A 25866-nucleotide genomic window follows, 5' to 3' on the forward strand; every position below is an offset into this window, starting at 1 on the left:
GGCGTTTGCCTGTCTTTTCTTATTTATTTTCTGCTGCCATATCATTTTGAAGCTCATCTAAAATCGCATTCGCTCCGTCCACACTGCGGCGCAGAGACCATACCTGACGGTCAACATGGTACACATGCCCGTTTTTCACTGCCTTCAGCTTCTTCCACAGAACATTTTTTTCGATCGGGCGTTTGCCGTCCGCGTCAATGTCGTCTGTTTTTCCTGTCATCAGTATGATTACATCCGGGTCTGTTTTCAGCAGCTGCTCAAGTGTCATTTTCATGTTCACAGAGTCGCCGCCATTATCGGTTTTTTTGTTATCGGACGTGCTGATCGCATATTGATAGCCGACTTGTGTTAAAAGTCTCGATGTGAAGAAATTTTCATCTCTGGCCATAATTGTATCATTTGTATTTCCAATCAAAAGCACAGATTGACTGTTCGCACTGATCTTTCTCTTTGTTTCATTTACTTTTTCCTCATGCGCTGTCAGCTTTTTCTCCATTTCCTTCTCTTTGCCGACTGCTTTGGCAATGGTAAGCGAAGCGTCAATTGTATCCTGATAATCAGCATTTAAATTATGAAGCGCGATCGTCGGCGCGATGTTTTTCAGCTGATCATATATCTTCTTATGACGGGTCGTGTCTGCAATAATCAAATTCGGTTTTAGCGAAGCGATTTTTTCCATGCTTGGCTGCGACCGTGTGCCGACAGAGGTGTAGCCGTCAATTTTTTTCAGTACATCCTTGTTGATCAGCTGCTTCGCTTTATTGTCATCCGCCACTCCAACAGGCGTAATGCCGAGATCAAGCAAAGTGTCGATAAAGCCAAGCTCAAGCACAACGACCCGCTTCGGATGCTCAGGCACGTTCGTTTTCCCTAAATCATGTGTTACCGCTGCTTTATTTTCTTCACTGTTTTGATGGCCGGCTGAAGAAGAACAAGCCGCAGTCAAAACAGAAAGAAGTAAAACTGTAAGAATAATCAGTGTTTTTTTCATAACATTCCAGTCTCTCCTGTATGTAGTTTCTCAATTAAGATGTCCAAAAGATAGTATAACACGGAATGATAATCATTATCACTATTATTATTGAAAATCAGTATAGAAAGTTTCACATCGAAGGAACGTTTCTCTGTTGCTAGATGCACTTGCATATTCTAGAATCAAACAAAAAAGCTTGCAGAAAAAGCATCGTTTTTTCTGCAAGCTGAAACTTCAATTTTACAGTTTTACAAGGACTCTTCCTTGAATGTGATTTTGCAAAATATCTTTTAGCGCATCAGGTGCTTCTGTTAATGAGACTTCCTTGTCTATGATTGTCAGAAGCTGTTCAGGCTTAAGATCGGATGCCATGCGCTCCCAAACCGCCGCTCTAAGATCCATTGGACAATAGACTGAGTCTATCCCCAGCAGGCTGACTCCGCGAAGAATAAACGGATACACCGTTGCAGGAACCTCTCCCCCGCCCGTTAAACCGCTCACCGCGACAGATCCGCCATATTGGATTTTGCTTAAAAGCGAGGCAAGCTGCTTCCCGCCGACAGGATCAACGGCTCCTTGCCATTGCTGCTTGGACAGCGCCTTACGTTTACCGTCATAGACATCTTCCCTGCTGATTACTTCATTAGCACCGAGCTGCTTCAAATAGTCAGCCGCCTCCCGGTTTCCTGTGCTTGCGACCACGTTGTAGCCGCGTTTGCTGAGCATCGTTATTGCAATTCCGCCGACACCGCCGGTTGCTCCGGTGACAAGCACGCTCCCTTTTTCAGGAGAGAGTCCGTTCTGTTCAAGACGATGCACAGATAACGCCGCTGTAAACCCCGCCGTTCCGTACGCCATCGCTTCCTGCAGCGAAAGGTTCTTTGGCAAAGGCACCAGCCAGTCGCCAGGCACTGAAACATATTCGCTTAATCCGCCATGACGTGAGACACCAAGCTCATAGCTTGTCGCAATGACTTCATCCCCTTCGGCAAAACGCGGATCATTTGAAGAGACAACCGTACCTGCAGCATCAATGCCTAAAATAAGCGGATATTCTCTGACAATATTGCCGCCCGCTTTTCCGGCCAAGCCGTCTTTGTAGTTGATGCCTGAATATGCTGTTTTAATCAGCACGCCGTCTTTCGGCAAATCCTCTGTTGATATGGTTTTGATATTGACTGAAACATCATCTGCATTTTTTTCTGCCAGCAATGCTTGAAATAACGTTGACATTCGGCACACTCCTTTTCATCTTTATCGTAACCGAACATCGGCCAAAAAACCAAATCATGAGGCCTCTATTTTCACTTCTCCGGCACATTAAGGCTGTAATGCACAAATGCGGTTTCCTCTTCATAGCCGTTTTGCTCATATAAACTTCTTGCCGTCCGGTTGTGATGTTCCGTCTGCAGCTTTAAACATTTCGCTCCGTTTTCCGCGGCATAATCCTTTGCAGCGGAAAGCAGCCGCCGGCCAACTCCCTTTTTTCGTACAGAAGAAGCGACGAATAAATCATTTAATATGTAGATTCTTTTCATAGCCACGGAAGAAAAGGCTGGATAAAGCTGTGTAAAACCTATGAATTTCCCATTTTCTTCTGCGATAAAAATAACAGACTCTTCATTTTCCAGGCGAGCTTTCAAAAAAGCCTCTGCTCCTTCCAGATCCGACGCCTGCTTATAAAATTCCCGATACTGATTAAACAGCGGTGCTATAGCTGCCGCATCTGCCGGTAAAGCTTGACGAATGTTCATCTCGTTTCCTTCTCTCTATATGCTGTTAAGAATTAGATTTTATATTTAATAGAATTTTCTGTAAACCATATTGATCAGAATACTTTTTTCAGCATGCATGGAAAAAATATCACGATAATATCCATTGATCTCATAGAAAAACATGCAGGTCAATGGAACTGATTTATTCGACAGGTTTTTTTCTGGTCGCGGGAGGATTTAACCTGAAAAAACATGAAATTTCAACATAATGATTATTTACTCATGTCTATTTTCGTTCTTTTCTGTATGAATGCAGTTATTTCGAGTCTCTATAGAAATAACGAGAGATGATATACCTAAATAGAAATAAAACAATCTCAAAAAAATGGGTCTACTAAAATAGTATCCAATCTATTACAATAAATTCACAGAATAGTCTATTAATAGGCTGCTCTGAAATTGTAAAGGAGAGGGTAAAGAGTGAGAAGCAAAAAATTGTGGATCAGCTTGTTGTTTGCGTTCACGCTAATCTTCACGATGGCATTCAGCAACATGTCTGCACAGGCTGCCGGAAAAAACAGTGAAGAAAAGAAGTACATTGTCGGGTTTAAACAGACAATGGGAGCTATGAGCACCGCCAAGAAAAAAGATGTTATTTCTGAAAAAGGCGGGAAAGTTCAAAAGCAATTTAAGTATGTAAATGCAGCCACAGCGACATTGGATGAAAAAGCTGTAAAAGAACTGAAAAAAGATCCGAGTGTTGCTTATGTGGAAGAAGATCATGTTGCACATGAATATGCGCAATCTGTTCCTTACGGCATTTCTCAAATTAAAGCGCCGGCTCTTCACTCTCAAGGCTACACAGGCTCTAATGTTAAAGTAGCTGTCATCGACAGCGGAATTGACTCTTCTCATCCTGACTTAAACGTTCGAGGCGGAGCAAGCTTCGTACCTTCTGAAACAAACCCATACCAAGACGGCAGTTCTCACGGCACGCATGTAGCCGGTACTGTTGCCGCTCTTAATAACACAATTGGTGTTCTGGGCGTAGCGCCTAGCGCATCGTTATATGCAGTAAAAGTGCTTGATTCTACAGGAAGCGGCCAATACAGCTGGATTATTAACGGCATTGAATGGGCGATTTCTAACAACATGGATGTCATCAACATGAGTCTTGGCGGACCTTCTGGGTCTACAGCGTTGAAAACAGTAGTCGATAAAGCGGTTGCAAGCGGTGTCGTCGTTGTTGCCGCAGCCGGAAACGAAGGAAGTTCAGGAAGCACAAGCACAGTCGGCTACCCTGCAAAATATCCTTCTACTATTGCAGTAGGCGCAGTAAACAGCAGCAACCAAAGAGCTTCTTTCTCAAGCGCAGGTTCTGAGCTTGACGTTATGGCTCCAGGCGTGTCGATCCAAAGCACACTTCCTGGCGGCACATACGGCTCTTACAACGGAACCTCAATGGCGACTCCTCACGTTGCCGGAGCAGCAGCTTTAATCCTTTCTAAACATCCGACTTGGTCAAATGCACAAGTCCGTGATCGTTTAGAAAGCACTGCGACAAACCTTGGCAGCTCTTTCTACTATGGAAAAGGGTTAATCAACGTACAAGCAGCTGCACAATAAGATAAAAGAGAAGCAGGTCACTCCATACCTGCTTCTTTTTTTATTGGTCGTCCCCCTGTTCTGAGGCCGGGTGTTCTGAGGTATTTTCTTCGGTTTCCGCATGTTGAATCCGTTCCATGATCGAAGGATGGCTCCCTCTGAAAAGTTTCACGAGAAAAGGCGGATCAACCTGGCTCAGCCCCGTAACAGCCAAATCCTGAAACGTTCTGACTGCGGCTTCGCTGTCCCCTGTCAGCTCAATCCCATATTGGTCAGCCTTATTCTCCTGATAGCGGGAAACAGCATTAGAAAAAGGCGTAACAGCAAAGCTCAAAACAGACACGATAAGCAATAACAGCGGCAATGCCGCAAGATCACGCCGGTCCTCTACATGAAACAGATGGCGTGCAAAGCGTACCCCCCGCTTGTAAAGCTTATCAACCACATAAAATCCCGCTAGCGACACAATTAAATAGCCAGCCAATCCGATATACACGTGCTTCATGACATAATGGCCCATTTCGTGCCCCATAATAAAGAGAATTTCCGAATCATCGAGTTTATTAAGCGTCGTATCCCATAGAACAATCCGCTTATTAGCCCCAATTCCTGTCACATAGGCATTAAGCGCGTTTGTTTTCTCTGACATATTCACTTCATATACATGATCAGCCGGAATATCGGCTTCTTCGGCCAGTGCTAAAATTTTGCTTTCCAGCTCTTTGTTTTTCAGCGGATAAAAATCATTGTATAAAGGATCAATAATCACCGGCTGAATAAAAAACAGAAACAGCGAAAACGGCACAGTTAACAGCCAGGCGTAAAACCACCATTTTTTTTCATGCTTTTTGATCAGCCAATAAAACACCAGCACGCAAAGTGTAAAGATCGGAAAACTGATCCAAAAATCAATGACTTGATCTTTAGCCCAGCTGGAGGCTGTCTGCGTCGAAATATTGTAATCAAGTGATACCTGATAGCCTATCCAATCTAAAGGCAGTGTCACCAGAGCCGTGATGAGCGAAAGCACAAACACGAAACCGATGATCTGCAAAAAACGAAAACGCACAGCCGCTTCCATCCATTGCTTGATTTTCTTTGAAACACCGCTGATCAGCAATACAAAAAACAGAAACCAATCAAGAGGAATACTGATAAAAAATAAAAAGTTCTTCACGTCAGAATACTGTTCGGCGACAGCCAATTGAGACGGCTTCATGAAAGAAGCCGGGTCAGCCTGTGTTCCTTTCACGGCCTCCGGCACAGCGGAATCGCCGGACATAAAGAAATACCAATAGAAAAAAAGCCCATACAGCACATATGCAAGCCCTGCACCCGCAATCCACTTGCGCATAACGCCTCACTCCTCACATCTAGACCCATTACTTCTATTGTAATCATAAATTCAATTTCTTAGAACCAAGCTGTGAGTTCGGACTTTTTCGCATGGAATCGCCCTTTGCTGGAGAAACTAGCAAATGTTTGGAGTGATGCAGATGAAAAAAATAGTAGCAGCCATCGTGGTTATCGGTCTTGTGTTTATTGCATTTTTCTACCTTTACAGCCGGTCAGGCGATGTATATCAATCGGTTGATGCGGAATTGATCACCCTGTCTGCAGACGGGCGGGAAAAGATTGAAATCGAAAAAAGACAGCACGTCAAAGATATGCTGGACATTATGAATCAGGGAAAACAGCTGAAAACTGAAAAAACATCAGCTCCTGATTACGAAGGCACGATTAAATTTCATAAAGACAGATTTGACTCATTCAGATTATGGATTGACGACAGCCAGCAGGCCATTTTTTTGAAAGACGGCACGTATTACAAATTAACGCGAAACGATACCAAAGCGCTGCAAACTATCATTAAAAAAGAAGCAAAGGATTAACAATGAAAAAAGCGAAGCTCACTGGCTTCGCTTTTTTCACATTAATGAGGCAGCATATCTTTGAGCGCCCGTCTGAGCATTTTGCCTGTCGCATTTTTCGGAATCTCATCAAGAAAGATGATCTCGGCAGGCCGTTTGTATTTTGCCAGATGCTTTTCGCAATGCGCCATCATTTCTTCTTCTGTGACACCAGACCGTTTCGGTACGACATATCCCTTTACCGCTTCGCCGCTTTCAGCATCAGGCACGCCGATGACCACAGCCTCCTTTACGTCCGGGTGGCTGTACAGCACTTCTTCCACTTCACGCGGATACACATTGTAGCCGCCTACAATAATCATGTCTTTTTTCCGGTCAACAATGTAAAAATAACCGTCCTCATCCCGCCTTGCCAGGTCTCCCGTATAAAGCCACCCGTCCTTTAAAGCGTGCTCCGTTTCCATCGGCATATTATAATAGCCCTTCATCACATTGGGCCCTTTTACGATCAATTCGCCCACCTGATGATCAGGGACCTCTCGGCCGAGCGGATCAACGACCTTGTTTTCGACATGCAAAATACTTGTCCCGATGGAACCTGGTTTTCTCCCTCTGTCAAATGGGTTAAAGCACGTGACAGGCGATGCTTCCGAAAGCCCGTAGCCCTCCAAAATGGTAACGCCGAATTTCTCTTCAAATGCCGTAAGCAGCGCGACCGGCATGGCCGCACCACCCGAGATGCACAGGCGAATAGAAGAGAAATCATCTGCCTTGCCTTCTTCATGCTGGAATAAATAGTTATACATCGTAGGCACGCCGGCAAAAATGGTTGCCTGCCGCTGCTTTACAAGTTTAAAAACAGAAGCGGGGCTGAACTGCGGTTCAATCAGCACGCATGCGCCGCTCATCAGCGGAGCGTTCATGCAGACAGTTAAGCAAAAAACATGAAACATCGGAAGAGCGCAAACCACATTGTCTTTCTCATCCATTCCCAAATACCCGGCGACATCGTTTGCATTACTGAACAAATTCTGGTGGGTCAGCATCGCGCCTTTCGGTTTTCCCGTTGTTCCTGACGTATATAAAATGACCGCAGTATCATCAGGTACAACCTCTGGATGGCGTGCAGCACCGGATGCCGGACGCAACATTTTTGTAAACGTTGTCATTTTCATTCTGATCTCGGGATCTGAAGCTTCCGGCTCAGTTTCTCCCGTCCGGCATAAAATGACGAGTTCGACCTTTGGCAAAAATTCGTGCATGCTTTCATAAATCGGCAAAAGCTGATCTACTCCTACGATTGCTTTGACATCGCCGTTTGTCAGCATATAGCCGATTTCTGTCGGCGTGTACGTCGGATTGATCGGCACCACCACAATACCGGCCTTTAATGCGCCGAAAAATGCGATGACAAAATCAGGCGAATTGCCAAGGAGCAAAGCAAGATGATCCCCTTTTTCCATACCCGCTTCCTGAAGGCCGTCCGCAAAACGCTGAATATTGTCATTCAGATCCTTGTAAGTAATCACTTGATCCCTAAACCTGCATGCGATGCTGTCCGGCTTCTCAGATGCTGTCTTCTCTAATTTTGAAACCAGATTCATTCTCCCACCCCTTAAAGTGAATGAGTAGTCATTCATTATTGAAGATAAGCTTTCCTTTTCATTATAGAGAAACACAAAAAAACACTCAAGAGCAAAAAGCCCCGAGTGTCAGTAGTGTTATAGATTCTTCAAAGCTTCGGCAATCGGTGTATCTCCTTCAGTGAGATCAAAAGCCCGATTTTCCGTGTTGGTTTCATCTAAAGAGGCAATGACTGCTGCCGCAACGTCATCACGTGATATATCACCCCGCTCTAGATCTGGGGCTGCGGAAACCGTTCCTGTTCCCGGTTCATTGCGAAGGCCTCCCGGACGTATAATCGTATAGGCTAAGCCGCTGGATTCCAGAATTTTATCAGCATAATGCTTGGCCACGTAATAAGGTTTAAGTGCCTCATTCCAATTTTCACGGCGGTGGGCCTGCAGGGCGCTGACCATAATAAAACGTTTGATCCCCGCGATTTCCGCAGCCTCTATTGCTTTTGCCGCTCCGTCAAGATCCACCAGCAGCGTTTTATCATAGCCTGTGCTGCCCCCGGAGCCCGCTGTAAAAATAATCGCGTCACAGCCTTTTGCCGCAGCTGCGATTTCTTCCGGGCTTCCTTCTAGATTTGCTAACACAGCCTCCGCGCCGGCCGCTTCCAAAGATGCTTTCTGTTCTTCTTTTCTGACCATCGCCCTGACGGAATGATCAGCATTCTCTTTGAATAAAGAAACAAGTCTTTGTCCGATTTGTCCGTTCGCTCCGATTAAAAACACTTTCATGTGAATCCCTCCTGCCTCCATTATTTCAAAACACAAATTTCCTTTCAAACAATGTGTTTCACATTAATAAATCAGATCAAGAAAATCTTCTTTCGTAATGTTCCCAAAATAATGCTTCAGATTCACATCAGCCAGCGCATCAGCGATCACACTGCGCTCATATTGCTTTCCAATCAGCAGGTTTTCGATTTCCGACACATCGCCCACACCGAAGAAATCGCCGAAAATTTTGCAGTCTTCAATTTTCCCTTTTTTTACTTCCAAACGCAAATCAATGGACCCGACCGGATAACGCTTTGAATGGTTCAGATTAAATTTAGGTGAGCGGCCGTAGTTCCAGTCCCAATTTTGATAGCGTTCTTCCGAGATTTTGCGAATGACTTCCCAATCTTTTTCAGTCAGTTTATACTCCGGCACATCTTGAATGTGATTTGTATTGAAAATATGTTTGAGCAAATGACTGCGGAAATCTTCGGTCGTCATTTTATCATCAAGAAACTCACTGATGTTTGCCACACGGCTTCTGATTGATTTGATGCCCTTTGATTCAATTTTATCCTTTTTGACTTTTAAAGCGGACACGACATGATCAATGGCTGAATCAAACATGAGGGTGCCATGGCTGAAGATGCGGCCTCTTGTGGCAAATTGGGCGTTACCAGATATTTTGCGGCCATTTACCACAATATCATTCCGGCCGCTTAATTCCGCTTCAACTCCGAGCTGATGTAGCGCTTGAATCACCGGCTCAGTGAATTTTTTGAAGTTATGAAAGCTGTCACCGTCATCCTTCGTGATAAAGCTGAAATTTAAATTCCCTAAATCATGATACACAGCTCCGCCGCCAGATAAACGGCGGACGACGATAATTCCGTTTTCCTCTACATACTTTGTATTGATTTCTTCTATTGTATTTTGGTTTTTTCCGATGATGATAGACGGCTGATTCACGTAAAAAAGCAAATACGGCTGTTCAGGGTCTAAATATTTAAGGCAATACTCCTCGATAGCAAGATTGATCCGCGGATCATTGATATTTTGATTGTCAATAAATAACATGGTGCTCCTCCTTTATCCTTCCCACACAAAACCAGATTTCGCAATGTTCACTTTCCCGTTAAAAACGGTCTTGGCTTCTTTGCGAAGATTCTCATGCACGCCGAAATGAGGCAGATGGGTCAGCAGCAGCCCGCCCGCTCCCGCTTCTTCTGCAATTCGCCCTGCTTCCAAGCTGTTCATATGGCCTGCGCTTGTCCCGTCTTGATCAGCATAAAAATTACATTCTGAGATCAATAAATCAGCGTTTTCCGAAAACGGAATAAATGAATCCTGATAGCTGGAATCAGCAGTATACACAACAGTATGGCTGCCGTCAGTAATCCGCATCGCATAACAAGTCACCGGGTGAACCGTCTTTAAAAAGGTGATCGTAAACGGACCGACAGTCAGCTGCTGATCAGGCTGATAGGCAATCCCTTTCGTATGCGTTTTATATGTAAGCTTTTGAAACTGTTCTATATCAGCATCATGTCCGTAAATCGGAAGCGAGTGCTCTCCTTTGCCGAGGAATGATCCGACTTGCTTCGCAAATTGCAGCGGCCCGATGTCGGCAATATGGTCATGGTGATAATGAGACAGAATCACCGCGTCCAGCTTTTCCGCCGGGACATATCCAAACAGCTTAGATAACACGGCACTTCCGCAGTCCACTAACAATGAAAAATCCCCCGATTGAAACAAGTAACCCGACGTCGCTTCATTTGCGGCCGGAAAACCGCCGTAGCATCCGATAACTGTAACTTTCATAATGTCCTCCTTCTTTTCAAAGAAAATTGATCCTCCTTCAATATACCCATTTTTCTAAAAAAAAGCATGTTTTAAACATTGTATCAAAACAGATGTTGAATTTTACTTTCTGTTATATTACAATGAAGACATTACAAAGGGGAAAGAGGGATTGGTTATGCTAGGGAAAATTACTGAATTTTTTAGAAACCTGCCTTCGAAAAAGTGCGCGGAATGCGGAAAAAAGATTGATGAGCAGCATGAGTGTTATGGTAATATTTGCAACGACTGTATAAAAGTAAGCGATATGTAAAGGGGCGAAAATCTCACGCATACAGTGTGAGATTTTCTTCATTCTTCTAACTTCTCTTTATATTGAAATAATAGTCAGGTTGGGTCAAAGCTCACCTGTTTTTAGATAATTCTGGTGATTCACTCTCTATTTTTGAATATTCTTTATTTTCAAAATATAATTTACTATAGACGAACCTATTTCTTATCTATTATAATTTGATCTAATAGTGAGATTAAATATATGTCTATTCATGATATATGTTGATACTTTGTTTTTTGGGAGGTAATCTATGAAAAGAATTAGGTTTGGATTAGCCACGCAAATATTCGTTGGACTTATTCTAGGTGTTATTGCTGGCGTTATTTGGTACGGCAACCCAGCACTGCCTACTTATCTGCAGCCAATCGGGGATCTCTTTTTACGCTTAATCAAAATGATAGTGATTCCTATTGTTGTCTCCAGTTTAATCATCGGTGTAGCCGGAGCCGGAAATGGAAAGCAAGTTGGTAAATTAGGCTTCAGAACAATTCTGTACTTTGAGATTATTACGACCTTTGCCATCATTCTCGGACTAGCCCTTGCAAACATCTTCCACCCGGGTACAGGAGTTAATATACACGAAGCTCAAAAAACAGACATCAGTCAATATGTTGAAACAGAAAAAGAACAAAGCAATAAATCAGTGGCAGAGACATTCCTGCACATTGTGCCGACAAACTTCTTCCAATCCTTGGTCGAAGGGGATCTTCTTGCCATCATCTTCTTTACCGTACTATTTGCATTGGGAATTTCCGCGATCGGTGAAAGAGGCAAGCCAGTATTAGCCTTTTTTGAAGGCGTTTCCCATTCGATGTTCCATGTGGTAAACCTTGTGATGAAAGTAGCGCCATTCGGGGTTTTTGCTCTAATCGGAGTTACTGTCTCTAAATTCGGACTCGGTTCTCTTCTATCTCTCGGAAAGCTTGTCGGATTGGTATATGTCGCACTTGCTTTCTTCTTAATCGTCATTTTTGGGATTGTCGCAAAAATTGCCGGTATCAGCATCTTCAAATTCCTGGCTTACATGAAGGACGAAATTTTATTGGCGTTCAGTACGTCCAGCTCTGAAACCGTTCTTCCGCGCATCATGGAAAAAATGGAGAAAATCGGCTGTCCGAAAGGTATTGTGTCTTTCGTTATCCCGATTGGATATACGTTTAACTTAGACGGCTCCGTTCTCTATCAATCTATTGCAGCGCTGTTTCTTGCACAAGTATACGGCATTGATTTAACAATTTGGCACCAAATTACGCTTGTATTAGTTTTGATGGTGACATCTAAAGGAATGGCTGCCGTTCCGGGAACTTCTTTTGTCGTCTTGCTTGCAACACTGGGCACGATTGGTGTTCCGGCAGAAGGACTTGCCTTCATTGCCGGTGTAGACCGCATTATGGACATGGCACGTACAGTTGTAAACCTGACTGGTAACGCACTTGCTGCCGTTGTCATGTCTAAATGGGAAGGCATGTTTAATCCTGCAAAAGCAGAAGCTGTCATGACCCAATCTAAAGCAGATCAAAACGCAACCATTTCCGGTTAATCAAAAAGCCTGCTGGGTTCTCAACGCCCCGCAGGCTTTTTTTAATCTTGAACAAGCTCAAACAGCTCTGTAATCAAAACAGTGTCTTCATTCAGTTCCATTTCGCCATTTTTGATCAGCTCGGCCCATGCTCTCCGATGGTCCTCTTGAAATTCATCAATTCGGTCTCCGTTGCCCTCTCCTTTGACTAACCTCATATCAGGCGCTCCAAAGGTCGTTTCAAACACATCTGTCACTTTTATATTGCATCTCGGATGATCATGTTTATCATAAACGGTTACAAGCTGTCCCGCTGTTTGATATACATCACTCAGTTCATCTTTTGAATATAATGATTTCGGCGCGCAGGTGGCCGTTTTTTCTCCAGCAAGGATTTGCTGGATCAGCTGTTCTCCAAGACCTTCATCGCCTTCCCAGCCGAAAGTGCTTTTCAGTTCATAGATTTTCATTTATTTTCTCCCTCTTATACCATCGGTGATTGCACATAATAATACAGGAGCTTCGCTGTATGGCGGAGAGAAGACTTATGCGTGCGTTCAAAAGCGTGCGAAGCGTCAATTCCCGGCCCGATCAGGCCGTGCACAATATCATGCCCGGATCTGATCGCTGCTGAGGCGTCCGACCCGTAATACGGGTAAATATCGAGCTTATAGTCAATATGGTGCTTTTCAGCTAAATCGACCAAATGCTTTCTCAGCTGATAATGATACGGACCGCTCGAATCCTTCACACAAATCGAAACCGAATATTCGTCTGTCGCCTGGCCGTCGCCGATAGCCCCCATATCCACCGCCAAGTATTCAATAGTTTCAGCAGGAATATTAGAGTTCCCGCCGTATCCGATTTCTTCATTATTAGAAATCAGAAAATGAGTCGTATACGGCAGTTCAATTTCTTCTGTTTGAATTTGATGGATTAAGCGAAGCAACAAGGCCACACTTGCTTTGTCATCTAAATGGCGTGATTTAATAAATCCGCTTGATGTGATCTCAACACGGGGATCAAACGAAACAAAATCTCCGACGCCAATGCCAAGCTCTTCCGTATCCTTACGGCAGTGCACAGGCTCATCCAGGCGGATTTCCATATTCTCTTGATTGCGCTCCGCTTTTCCCGCGTCTTTGTACACGTGCACAGACGTTTGATGCATTAAAATGGTGCCCGTATACGTTTTCCCTGAAGCCGTTTCAATTTGGCAATACTCCCCTTCGATCGAGTTATAGCGGAAACCGCCGATCAAATCGATTTTCAGCCGGCCGTCTGCTTTAATTTCTTTCACCATCGCGCCCAAGGTGTCAACGTGCGCCGTCAGCATTCGGTGACGGGATGTATCGCGGCCCGGAAGCGTGGCGATCAAACCACCCTTATGGTTCAGAACCGTTTCGACCTTCCATTCTCTTAAAAGGTTTTCAACGTATTTGATCACCTCATATGTATTCCCTGTCGGACTTGGAATAGAAACGAGTTCTTTAATCAGCTCCATTGTTTTACGAACGGACGTCATAGGACATTCCTCCTTTTATTTTCTATTTAAAATATACTCTTTTCCCGCTAAACCCGTCCAATCTTTTCCTATCAATCTAGCATATGCTGTAGAGAGCATGGGAAGAGGAGGGATATCTATGTGCTGTCGTCATTCACATGAACGGAAACATCATTGTAATTTTTGGTTTGATGATTTTTGGTTCTTTGACGAGTGGTTCGATAAGGATTTCCACGACCATTGCAAGAAAGAAAAAGAATGCCATGACCCTTGCGAGAAAAAGAAGAAAAAGAAAAGACATTGCTCTTGCAAAAAGCGCTGCCACTCTTGCTGTCATTGCTAAGGAATGAGTCAGAAATATTCTGATACCCCATGCCTAAACGAATATTTCATTTTTCCAAGCGGGCTGTTACTGCTGCTTGGATTTTTTATTGAAACAGCCTTTTTGCCTTTACAATCCAAACCACTGATGCCGCGGCTATCCCAGCAACGATGAGTTCAACAGCCGCCGCATGTTCTATCACTCCTTTTTGGTATAAAACCGCCGGTACATTAAACAGCCCGTGTAAGAGAATCGAATACAGCAAAAACAGCGGCCGGCGGCTTTTAACCGCATACAGTACAAATAGTGACAGACCGATTTGAACAGAGATGGCGCTGATTCTTTCAATTCCGCCGAGCAGCCATTCATACGAAGGTGTATTCAGCAGCTGCGCCTGAATCGGCATAAGTGCCTGCTTCACATCTTGATTAATCAAAAGCTGTTCAAAAGTGCCGCTATTGATCGCAAAAGCGTACACGATAAGCGTAATGCTGGACAAGCCGGTTATTAATATCGCCTCCAGACCGCCGTGGCCCGCTCCGAAGGCCAGACCGTCCGCCCAAGAAAGACGGCGCTTCATAAAGAAACGCATCATGATATACCTTCCGCACTCCTCAAAAATCCCGGCCATCAAGCATCCGTAAATGGCATACCAGACTGGATGCTTCATCACTTCTTTCGTCGTTTCATTCATTTGCAGCACATAAACATGAACGCCGCCCTCCAACAGCTGAGCAAAGACAAAAAACGTAAGAGCGCCAATAAAAAACACCTTAATCGGAGCATGATACTTTCGCCTAAACCATATCATCAGTACGATCGGCAATAAAAACGCAATAACCCCGGAAATAATCATAGAGGCTATCGCTCCTTGACTGACCATTTTTTTCCTCCTTTTCTGGTTTTCTACTGACAGTTTCTCTTTTTTTATCAAAAATCCTCTTTTTAGTACCAGATACTAATATCTAGTGTTATAATCTGATAATAAAAGGAGTTGTGTTATTATGTCAAAAGCAAACATTACAGCAATCGGCACCTATGCGCCGAGCCGGCGTTTAACCAATGCTGACCTGGAAAAAATCGTAGATACATCTGATGAATGGATTGTTCAGCGCACAGGAATGAGAGAACGGCGGATTGCCGATGAGCAGCAGTTCACTTCAGACTTATGCATTGAAGCAGTCAAAGATCTCGAGAGCCGTTACGAAGGAACACTTGAAGATGTGGATATGATTCTCGTCGCCACAACAACAGCAGATTATGCCTTTCCGAGTACGGCTTGCCGGGTGCAGGAATATTTCGGCTGGGAGAACACCGGCGCGTTAGATATCAATGCGACATGCGCGGGACTGACATACGGTCTCCATTTGGCAAACGGATTGATTACATCCGGGCTTCATCAAAAAATTCTCGTCATCGCCGGAGAAACATTGTCAAAAGTGACTGATTATACAGATCGAACGACATGCGTTCTGTTCGGCGATGCTGCGGGCGCACTATTGGTTGAACGAACTGAAGAGGCACCGGGATTCCTCGCCTCCGTCCAAGGAACATATGGAAAAGGCGCAGATATTTTGTACCGGGCAGGACTGCGGAGCGAACTCAACGGCATGCCGCTTGCGGATTCCGGGAAAATGGTCCAAAACGGACGCGAAGTGTATAAGTGGGCCGCAAGAACCATTCCCCGGGAATTTGAACGTCTGTTACACAAAGCAGAGCTCAGCCGCGATGATCTTGATTGGTTTGTTCCCCACAGCGCCAACTTGCGCATGATCGAATCGATTTGTGAAAAAACACCGTTTCCGATTGAACAAACACTCACCAGTGTTGAATACTACGGAAATACATCTTCAGTCTCTATTGTTTTGGCCCTTGATCTGGCAGTGAAAGCCGGGAAGCTGAAAAAAGACCAAACCCTGATGCTTTTCGGCTTCGGCGGAGGATTAACGTATACCGGACTTCTGATCAAATGGGGATGTTAAATCAAAAAAGACCTTGTTTCCTGAGAAACAAGGTCTTTTTCATTAGGAAGCCGGCTGTTCTTCTGAAGTGTCTTCCTTCCGGCTTAAAATCGTAAAGTAGGTAATGCTCAGCGCGATCATGACCAGAGCAATGCCGATTAAGACACCGGCCATCTGCCACATGTAGCCGAAATCTCCGTTTGAAATCACCGCTCTGAACCCGTTTATGCTGTAGGTCATCGGCAGCGCGCCATGGATCACCTGATAGAAATTCGGAAGCAATTCTAATGGGAAGGTTCCTCCGCTGGCCCCGAGCTGCAGCACTAAAATAATGACTGCAATAAACCGGCCCGGATTGCCCATCGTCGTGGCCAAAAATTGAATCATTGCAAGGAAAGCGAGACTCGTAATGATCGTAAACACGTAAAATCTCCATGTGCTTTCCACCTCAAGCCCGATTCCCAGAAGAAGAACTGTCGCCACAATAAGCGATTGAATGATTCCCACCAGCATCATGACATTAAATTTACTGAAGAACCACTCAAATCCGTTTCTCGGACGGCCTGATGCTTCTTTCAGCGGGAATACGACCGTCAGCATAATGCCGCCGACATATAAGCCCATTGATAAGATATAAGGCGTCAGCCCTGTTCCGTAGTTAGGGACGGAATGAATCGCGTCGTCATTAGTTTTGACCGGATCCGCAAACATACCGTATGTTTCATCATCAGCACTGATATCTCCTGTTTGATCAGCCGCATCATTCAGCTTATTAGACAGCTGTCCTGTGCCGTCCAACAGCTTGCCTAAGCCTGTATCAAGCGATTCAGATCCCTCAGCGAGTTTTGATGATCCGCTTTGGACCTGTTTAGACCCGTCTAACAGCTTAAACAATCCGCCGGATACTTGGCTGCTTCCTGTCACCAATTGCTCTGAGCCCGCTTTTGCTTTTGCGAACTGCTTATTATATTCACCGATGCCGGCTGTCAGTTTAGTTTGGCCATCTGTCACCTGCTGTGACGCATTGTATATTTTCTCAGATCCAGCAGTTAATTTGTCAATCGCGTCTTGAGTGGCTTTTGCGCCGTTATAAAGCTTAGAGGTAGCTTCCGGCAATGCCTTCACCTGGGCAACCTCCGCTTTCACATCTTCCAATGAGCTTTTTATCGTTGCGATGTCAGGCAGCTGATCAGCTGCAGGAAGCCCACTTAAAATTTCATCAAAATCAGGCGCATCAACTTTCGGAAGCTGCTTTTCAACAGAATTGATCAACTGTTTTTTTTGCTCCGCTGTTAAGAAATCACTCGAGTTGATGAGATTTTTGAATGCCTGATCACGGTTTTTTAAGCTGGTTTCAAAGTCAGACAGCTGTTTTTTAAATTCCTTCATCGCAGTTTCTGACTTTTCCAGGTTGTTCACAGCTGTTTCAAGCTGTGTTAAATCGAGCGCATTAATGAGTTTTTCCGCTTTTGCTGCTTTTTCCGACTCTTCTTGCGCTTTACTGTTGAGCTGATCCAGCCCGTTTGTCAGATTAGGCAAGCCCTGCTGTACCTTTTGAAGGCCGGCATTCAGTTCATTTAGCTTGCCCGTTATCTTGCCTGATCCTGCTGCAAGCTGACCAGATTTATCATAAATCTGGTTGCTGCTGTCCTGGAATTTACCGAGCGAGCTGTCAAGCGATTGGATGCCGCTCGTCACCTGAGCCGCTCCATCTGCAAGCTGCGCTGTTTTGTCACTGATGGTAGCGGTGCTTTCCTTCAGCTTCGCCAGATTCTCTTTCAGCTGGGCGCTTCCGTTTTTTGCATCCTTAGTGCCGTCATCAATTTTTTTCGCTCCGCTGCTCGCGTCGCTGAGACCTTTGGCAATATCTTTAAAGTTATCAAAAATCACTTTCGTATATTGCTTGGTCACTTCTTTAGAAACAGAGGCTTTCAGTTTATCAATCGCTTTTTCGCCGATCGTTGCCCCTACATAGTTGGAACCTGCATTTGTATGGTATTTCAAATCCAGTTTTTTTGGATTTTTATCCATTACAGTGCTGGCGTTTTTAGAAAAGTCTTCTGGAATCTCGACTACTAAATAGTATTTTTGATTTAATAAGTCCTTTAACGATTGGTCGAGATCATTGGAAAAATGCCAGTCAAAGTTTTTATTATCCTTTAATTCTTTTACCAGATCATCACCGATTTGAAGCTTTTCTCCCTCATATGTCGTTCCTTTATCCTGGTTGACGACAACGACAGGCAGCTGGTCAACTGTGCCGTACGGGTCCCAATAGGCCTTTAAGAAAACACCGCTGTAAATAAGCGGGACAAACAAAATGGCGATGATGGGAATCAATAATTTTTTACTCGTTACGATGTCTTTCCATTGACTTCGTATTGTGTTCATCCTGATGCCTCCATTCTAAAACTGACTCATCATGAAAAATGGTCATTTTCTTGTAAAGAGAAAGGATTATCTAGTCGGCTGACAATCCTTTGACAACATACAACTCAAGCAGTTCCGCAATCGTTTCTTTATCAAGCGGGGGATGCTGTTTTTCCCAATCAAAAATGAGCGCGATATAAAGCTTCAACATGACAAAAGCCGTCAGCTCAGGATCACATGGCCTGATATCTCCGTTTTCGACACCCTCTTCTATCTTATTTTTAATATAAGAAAGAATGGAACGCTCCATTTTCTGAATCACGTCCTGAACTGCCATTGTACCAATCTCAGCATTTTCTTGAAAAATTTTAATCGTCAGCTGATGTGTTTTCCTGAATTCAAGAATGGCAAACAGCGCCCTGTGAACATTTTCATGGAACGGGAGATCAGGCTCCATCGCTTCATCGGCTTTTTGCTTCATTTCTTTTAATAACGTAGAGAAAATATCGTCAAACAGCTCTTCTTTATTTTTGAAAAACGTATAGATGGTTCCTTTTCCCACGTTCGCAAGCTTCGCCACCAAATCCATAGTCGTCGCTTTATAGCCAAACTGTGTGAAAGACTTTGTGGCAGCCTCCAAAATGAGCTTTTTTCGATCTATTGACATTGTATATCACCTCAAAACTGACCATTTGAACATTTTAGTCAATAAGTACATATGCAAATGTATCATACCATGCTGAACAATTCAAACATTTTTTACACAATATTGCCATCATCTAGACACAAAAAACCTCCGTACCGGGTACGGAGGTTTTAGTCGAATAAATATTTCAGCGCGTCTGACACAGCTGCTTTTCCTTGATCGATACAGTCCGGGATTCCAACACCCTCGAAGGATGCGCCAGTCATGTACACACCAGGATATGAGGAAGCCAGCGCTTCACGGAGCTCATTGATACGGCGTTTATGGCCGACATGGTACTGAGGCATGCTTTCATGCCAGCGCGTAACACATGTCATTTCCGGCTCACCGTTGATTTTCATTACTTTCTTTAGGTCTTCCAGCACAATGTTGATAATGTCGTTATCTGAGAGGTCGACGATGGATTCGTCTCCGGCTTTTCCGACATATGCCCGAAGCAGTGTTTTGCCTTCCGGCGCTGCGTGCGGCCATTTTTTGTTCGTCCACGTACAAGCTGTGATCGCGAAATCACTGTTTCTTGAGATGACAAAGCCCGTGCCCTCATGTTCCATTTGGACGGCGCCTTCCGGGAAACCCAAGGCGACATTCGCCACAGATGTGGAATGCATGTTTTTCAGATTTGCAACAGCCGGCAAATCTGAAAGCATTCCCGCGGCAGCTTTATGCGGTGCTGTTACAATCACTGATTCGGCATCAAGTGATACGCCGTTATCAAGATCAAGCGAGTAGCCCGTGCCCTCTCGGCTAATCTTGGTAACCTTTGTGCCTTTGTATACCTTTGTCAGCTTTAGTTGATTTTCGATCTCTTCGACAAGCGTCTGCAGGCCTGTTGTCAGCGTCTGAAACTGCCCTTGTTTTTTGGCTGTCAGCTGCTGGCCGGAGCCTTGAGGTCTTGTTTTTTTCATCCCCAGGATCAGGCTTCTGTGCTTTTGTTCCGTCTGATAGAATTGCGGGAATGTTGACATCAGGCTGAGTTTGTCGATATCACCTGCATAGATGCCTGATAAAAGCGGCTCGATTAAATTCTCGACAACTTCATCCCCGACACGTCTGCGGAAAAATTCTCCCAGTGACTGATCCTCTTTTGATTTACTTGCGGGCAGGATGAAATCCATTGCAGCTCGCGCCTTCCCTGACAGAGAAAACAGCCCCGTTGACACGAACGGCGCAATTTTTGTCGGTATTCCCATTACAGCCCCCTTCGGCATCGGATGCAAAGTGCGGTTGACAAGCACGTAAGATTGTCCGGTCGCATTGTTCACAAGCAGATGGTCAAGACCTAAGTCTTTGACAAGCTGCGGAGCGCTTTTTTTCCGTTCCAGGAATGAATCAGGCCCTCTTTCGATGATATAGCCGTCCTTCTTGACTGTCTGGATTTTTCCGCCTACTCTCGGACTTGCCTCAATAAGCGTCAGCTCAAGCGGCAAATCTTTGTCTCTGATTTCTTTTTCCATGTAGAAGGCGGCGGCTAAACCGGTAATGCCGCCGCCGATGATGACTACATGTTTTTTGCCGTCACTCATGTTCATCGCCTTCTTTAACGTCCTAATTTTTTCAAAACGACTGTTGCTAAAGCATCAATAAATGCCGGCTTAGCGTTTGGCATGTCCGGCCGGTAATAGCTGGCGCCGATATCGTCAGTCACCACTTTGCATTCATAGTCATTGTCATAAAGCACTTCTAGATGGTCCGCGACAAATCCGACAGGCACATATACAAATGCTTGATAGCCTTTTTGTTCAAATAAATCACGTGTCAGATCTTGCACGTCAGGTCCGAGCCACGGATCAGGCGTATTGCCTTCACTTTGCCAGCCGACAGCGTATTCAGATACGCCTGCGCCTTCAGCGATCAGCTTCGCGGATTCATGAAGCTGATCCGGGTACGGATCTCCGTACTCTTTAATTTTTTCCGGAAGGCTGTGCGCGGAAACGATGAGCATCGCGTTTTCTCTTTCTTCCTTCGGCATTGACGCGTACGTGTCCTTCACTTGGTCAACCCAATATTTCACAAACTTCGGTTCATCGTACCAGCTTTCGACAGACGTAATTGTTAAGCCGCCGAGTTTTTCAGCCTCTTCCTTCGCACGTTTGTTGTAAGACTGCACGCTGAATGTGGAGAAGTGCGGTGCCAATACAAGGCTGACCGCCTCTGTAATGCCGTCCTTATGCATCTCTGCCACAGCGTCTTCAATAAACGGCTCGATATGCTTCAGCCCGATATACGCTTTAAACGTAATTTCATCCTGAATCTCGTTTAAGTGCTGTTCAAGCTTATAAGCCTGTTCCTCTGTGATTTTGGCAAGCGGCGAAATGCCACCGATTGCTTCATATCTGTCTTTCAGATCCTGAAGCATTTCAGGCTCAGGCTTTCTGCCTCTTCTGATATGTGTATAATAACGCTCTATATCTTCTTCTTTGTAAGGCGTGCCGTACGCCATAATGAGAAGCCCCATTTTCTTTTTACCCACTGTTTACACCCTCTTTAGATGATCTATCACAAAACAATTTTGACAGGCTTTTATCCTGATACCAAAAAATATGCTCAGGAGTATTGGCCTATTTTCTTTGATTGAGAATATTCATGTACAAATGCAGTCAGCTTTTTCAGCACTTCCGGACTGACATCAGGAAATACGCCGTGCCCGAGGTTAAAAATGAAGCTGTCCGATTGTAAGCCTTGATCAAGAATCTCTTTTGTTCTCTTCTTGATCACTTCCCACGGAGCAAGCAAAATGGACGGGTCTAGGTTGCCTTGCACCGTTTTGGTGATGCCTTTTGATCTGGCTTCATCAATGCTAAGCCTCCAATCGAGCCCGACAACATCGAGAGGCAGGTCATGCCAATCCGTTGCTAAATGGCTGGCACCTACACCAAACATGATAAGCGGCACATTTTCCGAAGCCAGCTCAGAAAAAATCCGATTCATTACCGGTTTGATGTACGTTCTGTAATCCGCTTGATTCAGCGCGCCAACCCATGAATCAAAGATTTGAATGGCTTTTGCGCCCGCCTTAATTTGCGCTTTCGCGTACACGATAATCATGTCGGCAAGCTTTGTCATCAGCAGGTTCCAGGCATCCGGCATGCTGTACATAAAGGCTTTTGTTTTATTGTAGTTTTTCGAAGGCCCGCCTTCGATCATATAGCTGGCAAGCGTAAAAGGCGCACCAGAGAAACCGATTAGCGGGACGTCAAGCTGTTCATTGACAAGCAGTTTGATCGTTTCGAGCACGTACGGCACGTCCTGTTCCGGCTCAAGCTTGCCGAGCGTTTCAATGTCCTGCAGTGAACGAATCGGCTGATCAATCACCGGCCCGATTCCATTTTTAATTTCAACATCCACACCGATCGACGGAAGCGGCGTCATAATATCTTTGTAAAGGATTGCAGCATCGACTCCGTATTGCTCGACCGGAAGTCTTGTGACGTACGCACACAATTCGGGCTGATGTGTAATTTCGAACAATCCGTATTTTTCCTTCAGCTTACGGTACTCCGGCTGTGAGCGCCCGGCTTGTCTCATGTACCAAACAGGCGTGTGATCCGCTTTTTCTCCCCGCGCAGCTTTTAAAAACGTCTCGTTAAACGTTTCTCGTTTCCTCATCTGATTTCCACCTTTCATACTGCAACCATACGTTCGTGTTCCTTGACCATTACACTATACCTCGTTTTGGGCAAATGGTATAGAAATGCGGCTCAAAGTTCAAAAAATCGCCGAATTCCATTAAGAGGAAAACAGTTTCGGCTGAACGTAATCGGTTCCTTCTCCTTCTTTTTTTGTCTGTGTATTATAAGGCACCACTTTATAGGAAGCGCCCGAAAACAAATTGGCATATGGGATCTCATAGCTTCCCTTTCCTTCAACAGAATCAAGAAGCGTTTCCTTGCCGTCCTTATTTACATAAATTCTGTACACTGCCCGATCATCCTCTTGCGCATCCCATTTTAATTCAATCGTAAACAGCCCCGCTGCCCTAAATGTATAGTCAGCCGTCAGCGTTTTGACAGGCTCAAGCTCAATTGGGCTTTCAAGTTCTTTTACTTTTTTAGGCTTCGCAAACGCAGAACCCGTTTCGCCAGCCTGTGTCAAAATATCCTTAAACATTCTGGTCGGATATGCGCTTCCGCCTTTTAAGTAATGGTTTTGATCTGTTTTGTCATAGCCCATCCAGACAGCTCCCGTTATGTTCGGCGTATAGCCTGCAAACCAGGCATCCTTTGTTGCGCCGGAAACGCCTCTATATGAAGTAGAACCGGTTTTCCCGGCAAGATCGCCGTGATAGGCGCCGGACGTTGCTGTTCCCTTCTTAACCACCTGCTGAAGCATTCTCGTCATGTTCCAAGACGTCTGTTTGCTGAATACTCGTTTTCCTTCTTCTTTATGTTCAGCTATTGTTTCCCCGTCTTCATCTGTTATGTTTGAAATAAAGTACGGCTCGGTGTATGTTCCATTCGCGGCAAACGTATGAAAAGCGCCGGCAAGCTGGAGGGGTGATACGCCTTTTTCCAAACCGCCGAGAGCCAGAGCAAGCCCTTCATCCGGTATATCAATGCCGTTTGCCTTCAAATAAGATTTCCCCGTTTCCACACCGATTTCATTCAGCGTCCACACTGCCGGCGCGTTTTTGCTGTAAGTGATGGCATCAGACATCGTGACTTCCCCTTCATAACGGCCGTCATAGTTTTTCGGTGTGTAATCTCCATAGGATTGTAATTCATCCTTTAACAGAGAGTACGGCTTAAATTTCTTTTCCTGCATCGCCGGTCCGTATACGGCCAGCGGCTTAAACGTTGACCCCGGCTGGCGCACAGCTGTCACACGATTATATCCTTTTGCCGTGTAATCTCTTCCGCCGATCGCTGCTTCCACACCGCCTGTTTTATTGTTGATAAAGACTGCGCTTCCTTCAGCATCTTGATCTGTTCCGGGATAATAGCTGCCTTCCTTCATGACTTGATATGCCGTTTTTTGCAGTTTTGAATCAAGCGGCACCTTAATCGTGTACCCGCCTTGAAGCAGCTGCTCTCCGGAAATGGAATACTTGTCCTCCGCTTCTTGGATCACAAGGTCAATATAGCTGTCAAACCAAGGTGTTTCCGACTGTTTTTTCACGTTCAGCCCGAGCGTCCTCCCCTGCGCGCTGACAGCCTCTTTCGCACTGATATAGCCTTGGTCATTCATCATGCCGAGAATCGTATCACGCCGCTCCTTGCTTTTATCAGGATGCAAAACAGGAGAATACGTAGAAGGCGCCTTCGGAATAGCAGCCAAGACCGCGCCTTCTGACACGGTTAAATCTTTAACTTCCTTATTAAAATAATAATGGGATGCAGCTTGAATTCCATAAACCCCGTGTCCGAAGTATAGCTGGTTCAGATACATTTCCAGCAGCTTGTCCTTGCTGTAATCCCGTTCAAGGTTGATCGCTATGATCACTTCTTTCGTTTTTCTTAAAAACGTTTTGTCATGTGTCAGAAAAATATTTTTGGCAAGCTGCTGTGTGATCGTGCTCGCACCTTCTACTTTTCCTCCTGCTAATATATCGCGGTACACCGCTCTTCCGACAGATTTCACATCGATACCGTGGTGTTCATAAAATCTCTTATCTTCCACTGAGATAAACGCTTCTCTGACCTCTTTCGGAATTTCATTGATAGAGACCGGTTCACGATTTTCTGTATACAGACTTGCGACCTCATCCCCGTTTTGGTCAACAATTTTTGAAGATGCGTGAAGGATCAACTTCTTTTCATCTATGACATAATGACCGAGAAAAATGATTGAAATATATCCTATTAAAGCGAGAAAAGCAGTTAACACTAAAATAATGATGGGAATGAAAAGTTTCTTTTTCTTTATCTTAAACATGAACTCACCTCGCCTTTCTAAATGTAGTATGGGAAAAATTGTTTGGATTTATGTTTGAAGCAGTCGCCAATAGAAACTTATACCATTGTTTTGATATACTAGCAAGCAGGAGGTGGCTGATATGAAGGTTTATATTACATATGGGACAGCCGATTTTTTGAAAAACATCGTGCAAAAACATTCCTCGGAAAATATGCTTTTGATGCAGGGACAGGAAAATGCGATTTTAATTCACGAAACAAACGGAGAAACGGTTTTTCAGGCCCCCCATTCCTATGAAGTCATTGACCAAGTCGGGGACATGAAGCATCCCGGTTTCGCAGTATTGAACAATATAGCCGTCACACAGGAAGGACGGCCGCTGTTTGAAAACAGATTTAAAAACAGAGCGGGAAAAGTCGAAAACGAGCCCGGTTTTGAAGCCATTCGTGTCCTGCGTCCGCTTGACAGCGACACGTACGTCATTCTCACCTTGTGGGAAACAGAAAGATCCTTCCAAGACTGGCAGCAGTCAGGCTCATACAAAGAAGCCCACAAAAAACGCGGCACGTCTGCCGGAGTTGACACAACGTCCATTTTCTCCCGGCCTTCGTATGTCACCACATATGTTGCTGTCGAATAGCTGCCGGAATGTCCGGCAGCTTTTTTTATGGCGAAAGGGAGGGAAGCTAGATGAAGTATATTTGCCCAGTCTGCGGGTTTAACGGGCTGACACACCGGCATATGATGACCAAGGGAATCACTCCTATGAAATCTGTTCGTGCTGCAGCTTCCAATTCGGATTTGACGATTTTGAAATGACGCGTGAGGACGGTTCATATTCAGAGCCTTTGGAAAGCATAATCGCCTACCGAAAAAACTGGCTTGCTGTACCCGCAGCATCAGCAGCAGGCTAAAAAAGTATTGAAGCACGAGTTGATCGAGCAGCTAAAACATATTCATGTCTATCTGAAGTAATATCTGA

24 protein-coding genes and 1 pseudogene are annotated in these 25866 nt (G+C 44.8%); 8 read left to right on the top strand and 17 right to left on the bottom strand.

Translation table 11 applies throughout. The features are described from left to right. Positions 1-19 precede the first annotated feature (19 nt). The 3 genes from WA325_RS16275 to WA325_RS16285 all read right to left on the bottom strand — a co-directional run bounded on the left by WA325_RS16275 (position 20) and on the right by WA325_RS16285 (position 2727). Complete coding sequence (locus tag WA325_RS16275) at positions 20-991, bottom strand: ABC transporter substrate-binding protein (RefSeq protein ID WP_336183951.1); 972 nt, start codon at positions 989-991, stop codon at positions 20-22. A gap of 222 nt (positions 992-1213) precedes the next feature. Beyond that, a complete protein-coding gene (locus tag WA325_RS16280) occupies positions 1214-2206 on the bottom strand; it encodes an NADPH:quinone oxidoreductase family protein (protein WP_095713693.1) in 993 nt (330 codons plus the stop codon). 71 nt (positions 2207-2277) lie between these two features. Further along, positions 2278-2727 carry a GNAT family N-acetyltransferase gene (locus tag WA325_RS16285; protein WP_105990536.1) on the bottom strand — a complete coding sequence of 150 codons (450 nt, stop codon included), beginning with the start codon at positions 2725-2727 and terminating at the stop codon, positions 2278-2280. Positions 2728-3168: 441 nt separating this feature from the next. Between WA325_RS16285 and aprE the strand changes: the two genes are divergently transcribed. Then, positions 3169-4314, top strand: a complete 1146-nt coding sequence (gene aprE / locus WA325_RS16290) for a subtilisin AprE (RefSeq protein ID WP_202852686.1) — start codon at positions 3169-3171, stop codon at positions 4312-4314. 40 nt (positions 4315-4354) lie between these two features. Here the strand turns inward: aprE and WA325_RS16295 are convergent, their stop codons facing one another. Beyond that, positions 4355-5647, bottom strand: coding sequence for a M48 family metallopeptidase (locus WA325_RS16295; protein WP_202852687.1), 1293 nt, complete (start codon positions 5645-5647; stop codon positions 4355-4357). Positions 5648-5789: 142 nt separating this feature from the next. On the opposite strand from WA325_RS16295, the gene WA325_RS16300 reads away from it, so the two are divergent. Then, positions 5790-6185: a hypothetical protein gene (locus WA325_RS16300; RefSeq protein ID WP_059352655.1), complete on the top strand. Its 396-nt coding sequence runs from the start codon at positions 5790-5792 to the stop codon at positions 6183-6185. 41 nt (positions 6186-6226) lie between these two features. Here WA325_RS16300 and WA325_RS16305 read toward each other — a convergent pair whose 3' ends face one another. The 4 genes from WA325_RS16305 to WA325_RS16320 all read right to left on the bottom strand — a co-directional run bounded on the left by WA325_RS16305 (position 6227) and on the right by WA325_RS16320 (position 10336). Continuing rightward, a complete protein-coding gene (locus WA325_RS16305; RefSeq protein ID WP_202852688.1) occupies positions 6227-7768 on the bottom strand; it encodes a fatty acid--CoA ligase family protein in 1542 nt (513 codons plus the stop codon). Positions 7769-7885: 117 nt separating this feature from the next. After that, positions 7886-8530: an SDR family oxidoreductase gene (locus WA325_RS16310; RefSeq protein WP_101860868.1), complete on the bottom strand. Its 645-nt coding sequence runs from the start codon at positions 8528-8530 to the stop codon at positions 7886-7888. 63 nt (positions 8531-8593) lie between these two features. Further along, positions 8594-9589 carry a lipoate--protein ligase LplJ gene (lplJ, locus tag WA325_RS16315; RefSeq protein ID WP_044156530.1) on the bottom strand — a complete coding sequence of 332 codons (996 nt, stop codon included), beginning with the start codon at positions 9587-9589 and terminating at the stop codon, positions 8594-8596. Positions 9590-9601: 12 nt separating this feature from the next. Continuing rightward, positions 9602-10336, bottom strand: coding sequence for an MBL fold metallo-hydrolase (locus WA325_RS16320; protein ID WP_336183952.1), 735 nt, complete (start codon positions 10334-10336; stop codon positions 9602-9604). Between the two features lie 157 nt (positions 10337-10493). Here WA325_RS16320 and yhfH point away from each other — a divergent pair, with 157 nt between their 5' ends. Both yhfH and gltT read left to right on the top strand, forming a co-directional pair. Next, positions 10494-10628, top strand: a complete 135-nt coding sequence (gene yhfH / locus WA325_RS16325; RefSeq protein ID WP_024120799.1) for a protein YhfH — start codon at positions 10494-10496, stop codon at positions 10626-10628. Between the two features lie 271 nt (positions 10629-10899). Further along, on the top strand, positions 10900-12189 hold the full coding sequence (gene gltT, locus WA325_RS16330) for a glutamate/proton symporter GltT (protein WP_105955326.1): 1290 nt from the start codon (positions 10900-10902) through the stop codon (positions 12187-12189). 41 nt (positions 12190-12230) lie between these two features. Here gltT and WA325_RS16335 read toward each other — a convergent pair whose 3' ends face one another. Both WA325_RS16335 and WA325_RS16340 read right to left on the bottom strand, forming a co-directional pair. After that, the gene (locus WA325_RS16335; RefSeq protein ID WP_101863797.1) at positions 12231-12638 is read right to left on the bottom strand and encodes an ASCH domain-containing protein; all 408 of its coding nucleotides are present in this window, start codon (positions 12636-12638) and stop codon (positions 12231-12233) included. Positions 12639-12652: 14 nt separating this feature from the next. Then, entirely contained in the window at positions 12653-13693 is a 1041-nt protein-coding gene (locus WA325_RS16340) for a M42 family metallopeptidase (protein ID WP_336183953.1), read from the bottom strand. A gap of 137 nt (positions 13694-13830) precedes the next feature. Between WA325_RS16340 and WA325_RS21485 the strand changes: the two genes are divergently transcribed. Then, positions 13831-14022 (top strand): hypothetical protein, encoded by a 192-nt coding sequence (locus tag WA325_RS21485; RefSeq protein WP_442895286.1) that lies wholly within the window; start codon positions 13831-13833, stop codon positions 14020-14022. Positions 14023-14100: 78 nt separating this feature from the next. Here WA325_RS21485 and WA325_RS16350 read toward each other — a convergent pair whose 3' ends face one another. Continuing rightward, positions 14101-14877 (bottom strand): YhfC family intramembrane metalloprotease, encoded by a 777-nt coding sequence (locus tag WA325_RS16350; RefSeq protein WP_105990529.1) that lies wholly within the window; start codon positions 14875-14877, stop codon positions 14101-14103. 121 nt (positions 14878-14998) lie between these two features. On the opposite strand from WA325_RS16350, the gene fabHB reads away from it, so the two are divergent. Then, the gene (gene fabHB, locus WA325_RS16355; protein WP_105955322.1) at positions 14999-15976 is read left to right on the top strand and encodes a beta-ketoacyl-ACP synthase III FabHB; all 978 of its coding nucleotides are present in this window, start codon (positions 14999-15001) and stop codon (positions 15974-15976) included. A 42-nt stretch (positions 15977-16018) separates the two neighbouring features. On the opposite strand, the gene WA325_RS16360 is transcribed toward fabHB, so the two are convergent. The 6 genes from WA325_RS16360 to WA325_RS16385 all read right to left on the bottom strand — a co-directional run bounded on the left by WA325_RS16360 (position 16019) and on the right by WA325_RS16385 (position 24902). Then, positions 16019-18346: a YhgE/Pip domain-containing protein gene (locus tag WA325_RS16360; RefSeq protein ID WP_202852692.1), complete on the bottom strand. Its 2328-nt coding sequence runs from the start codon at positions 18344-18346 to the stop codon at positions 16019-16021. Positions 18347-18416: 70 nt separating this feature from the next. After that, positions 18417-18992 (bottom strand): TetR/AcrR family transcriptional regulator, encoded by a 576-nt coding sequence (locus WA325_RS16365; protein WP_202852693.1) that lies wholly within the window; start codon positions 18990-18992, stop codon positions 18417-18419. 149 nt (positions 18993-19141) lie between these two features. Next, the gene (gene hemY / locus WA325_RS16370) at positions 19142-20554 is read right to left on the bottom strand and encodes a protoporphyrinogen oxidase (protein ID WP_101863793.1); all 1413 of its coding nucleotides are present in this window, start codon (positions 20552-20554) and stop codon (positions 19142-19144) included. A gap of 14 nt (positions 20555-20568) precedes the next feature. Continuing rightward, positions 20569-21501, bottom strand: a complete 933-nt coding sequence (gene hemH / locus WA325_RS16375) for a ferrochelatase (RefSeq protein WP_326325351.1) — start codon at positions 21499-21501, stop codon at positions 20569-20571. Between the two features lie 74 nt (positions 21502-21575). Beyond that, positions 21576-22637: a uroporphyrinogen decarboxylase gene (gene hemE, locus WA325_RS16380; protein WP_105955317.1), complete on the bottom strand. Its 1062-nt coding sequence runs from the start codon at positions 22635-22637 to the stop codon at positions 21576-21578. A gap of 120 nt (positions 22638-22757) precedes the next feature. After that, on the bottom strand, positions 22758-24902 hold the full coding sequence (locus WA325_RS16385) for a transglycosylase domain-containing protein (protein ID WP_336183954.1): 2145 nt from the start codon (positions 24900-24902) through the stop codon (positions 22758-22760). A 121-nt stretch (positions 24903-25023) separates the two neighbouring features. On the opposite strand from WA325_RS16385, the gene hmoB reads away from it, so the two are divergent. Then, entirely contained in the window at positions 25024-25524 is a 501-nt protein-coding gene (gene hmoB, locus WA325_RS16390) for a heme-degrading oxygenase HmoB (protein WP_024120788.1), read from the top strand. Positions 25525-25574: 50 nt separating this feature from the next. Next, a pseudogene (locus WA325_RS16395) lies at positions 25575-25859 on the top strand (hypothetical protein). Positions 25860-25866 lie beyond the last annotated feature (7 nt).

This window comes from Bacillus sp. 205(2023) (assembly GCF_037027485.1).
GTDB lineage: Bacteria > Bacillota > Bacilli > Bacillales > Bacillaceae > Bacillus > Bacillus halotolerans.

Excerpts from the sequence above, each read along its gene's own strand:
- WA325_RS16275 (WP_336183951.1), bottom strand. The coding sequence starts at position 991 with ATGAAAAAAACACTGATTATTCTTACAGTTTTACTTCTTTCTGTTTTG.
- WA325_RS16280 (WP_095713693.1), bottom strand. The coding sequence starts at position 2,206 with ATGTCAACGTTATTTCAAGCATTGCTGGCAGAAAAAAATGCAGATGAT.
- WA325_RS16285 (WP_105990536.1), bottom strand. The coding sequence starts at position 2,727 with ATGAACATTCGTCAAGCTTTACCGGCAGATGCGGCAGCTATAGCACCG.
- WA325_RS16295 (WP_202852687.1), bottom strand. The coding sequence starts at position 5,647 with ATGCGCAAGTGGATTGCGGGTGCAGGGCTTGCATATGTGCTGTATGGG.
- WA325_RS16300 (WP_059352655.1), top strand. The coding sequence starts at position 5,790 with ATGAAAAAAATAGTAGCAGCCATCGTGGTTATCGGTCTTGTGTTTATT.
- WA325_RS16305 (WP_202852688.1), bottom strand. The coding sequence starts at position 7,768 with ATGAATCTGGTTTCAAAATTAGAGAAGACAGCATCTGAGAAGCCGGAC.
- WA325_RS16310 (WP_101860868.1), bottom strand. The coding sequence starts at position 8,530 with ATGAAAGTGTTTTTAATCGGAGCGAACGGACAAATCGGACAAAGACTT.
- lplJ (WP_044156530.1), bottom strand. The coding sequence starts at position 9,589 with ATGTTATTTATTGACAATCAAAATATCAATGATCCGCGGATCAATCTT.
- WA325_RS16320 (WP_336183952.1), bottom strand. The coding sequence starts at position 10,336 with ATGAAAGTTACAGTTATCGGATGCTACGGCGGTTTTCCGGCCGCAAAT.
- yhfH (WP_024120799.1), top strand. The coding sequence starts at position 10,494 with ATGCTAGGGAAAATTACTGAATTTTTTAGAAACCTGCCTTCGAAAAAG.
- gltT (WP_105955326.1), top strand. The coding sequence starts at position 10,900 with ATGAAAAGAATTAGGTTTGGATTAGCCACGCAAATATTCGTTGGACTT.
- WA325_RS16335 (WP_101863797.1), bottom strand. The coding sequence starts at position 12,638 with ATGAAAATCTATGAACTGAAAAGCACTTTCGGCTGGGAAGGCGATGAA.
- WA325_RS16340 (WP_336183953.1), bottom strand. The coding sequence starts at position 13,693 with ATGACGTCCGTTCGTAAAACAATGGAGCTGATTAAAGAACTCGTTTCT.
- WA325_RS21485 (WP_442895286.1), top strand. The coding sequence starts at position 13,831 with ATGAACGGAAACATCATTGTAATTTTTGGTTTGATGATTTTTGGTTCT.
- WA325_RS16350 (WP_105990529.1), bottom strand. The coding sequence starts at position 14,877 with ATGGTCAGTCAAGGAGCGATAGCCTCTATGATTATTTCCGGGGTTATT.
- fabHB (WP_105955322.1), top strand. The coding sequence starts at position 14,999 with ATGTCAAAAGCAAACATTACAGCAATCGGCACCTATGCGCCGAGCCGG.
- WA325_RS16360 (WP_202852692.1), bottom strand. The coding sequence starts at position 18,346 with ATGAACACAATACGAAGTCAATGGAAAGACATCGTAACGAGTAAAAAA.
- WA325_RS16365 (WP_202852693.1), bottom strand. The coding sequence starts at position 18,992 with ATGTCAATAGATCGAAAAAAGCTCATTTTGGAGGCTGCCACAAAGTCT.
- hemY (WP_101863793.1), bottom strand. The coding sequence starts at position 20,554 with ATGAGTGACGGCAAAAAACATGTAGTCATCATCGGCGGCGGCATTACC.
- hemE (WP_105955317.1), bottom strand. The coding sequence starts at position 22,637 with ATGAGGAAACGAGAAACGTTTAACGAGACGTTTTTAAAAGCTGCGCGG.
- WA325_RS16385 (WP_336183954.1), bottom strand. The coding sequence starts at position 24,902 with ATGTTTAAGATAAAGAAAAAGAAACTTTTCATTCCCATCATTATTTTA.
- hmoB (WP_024120788.1), top strand. The coding sequence starts at position 25,024 with ATGAAGGTTTATATTACATATGGGACAGCCGATTTTTTGAAAAACATC.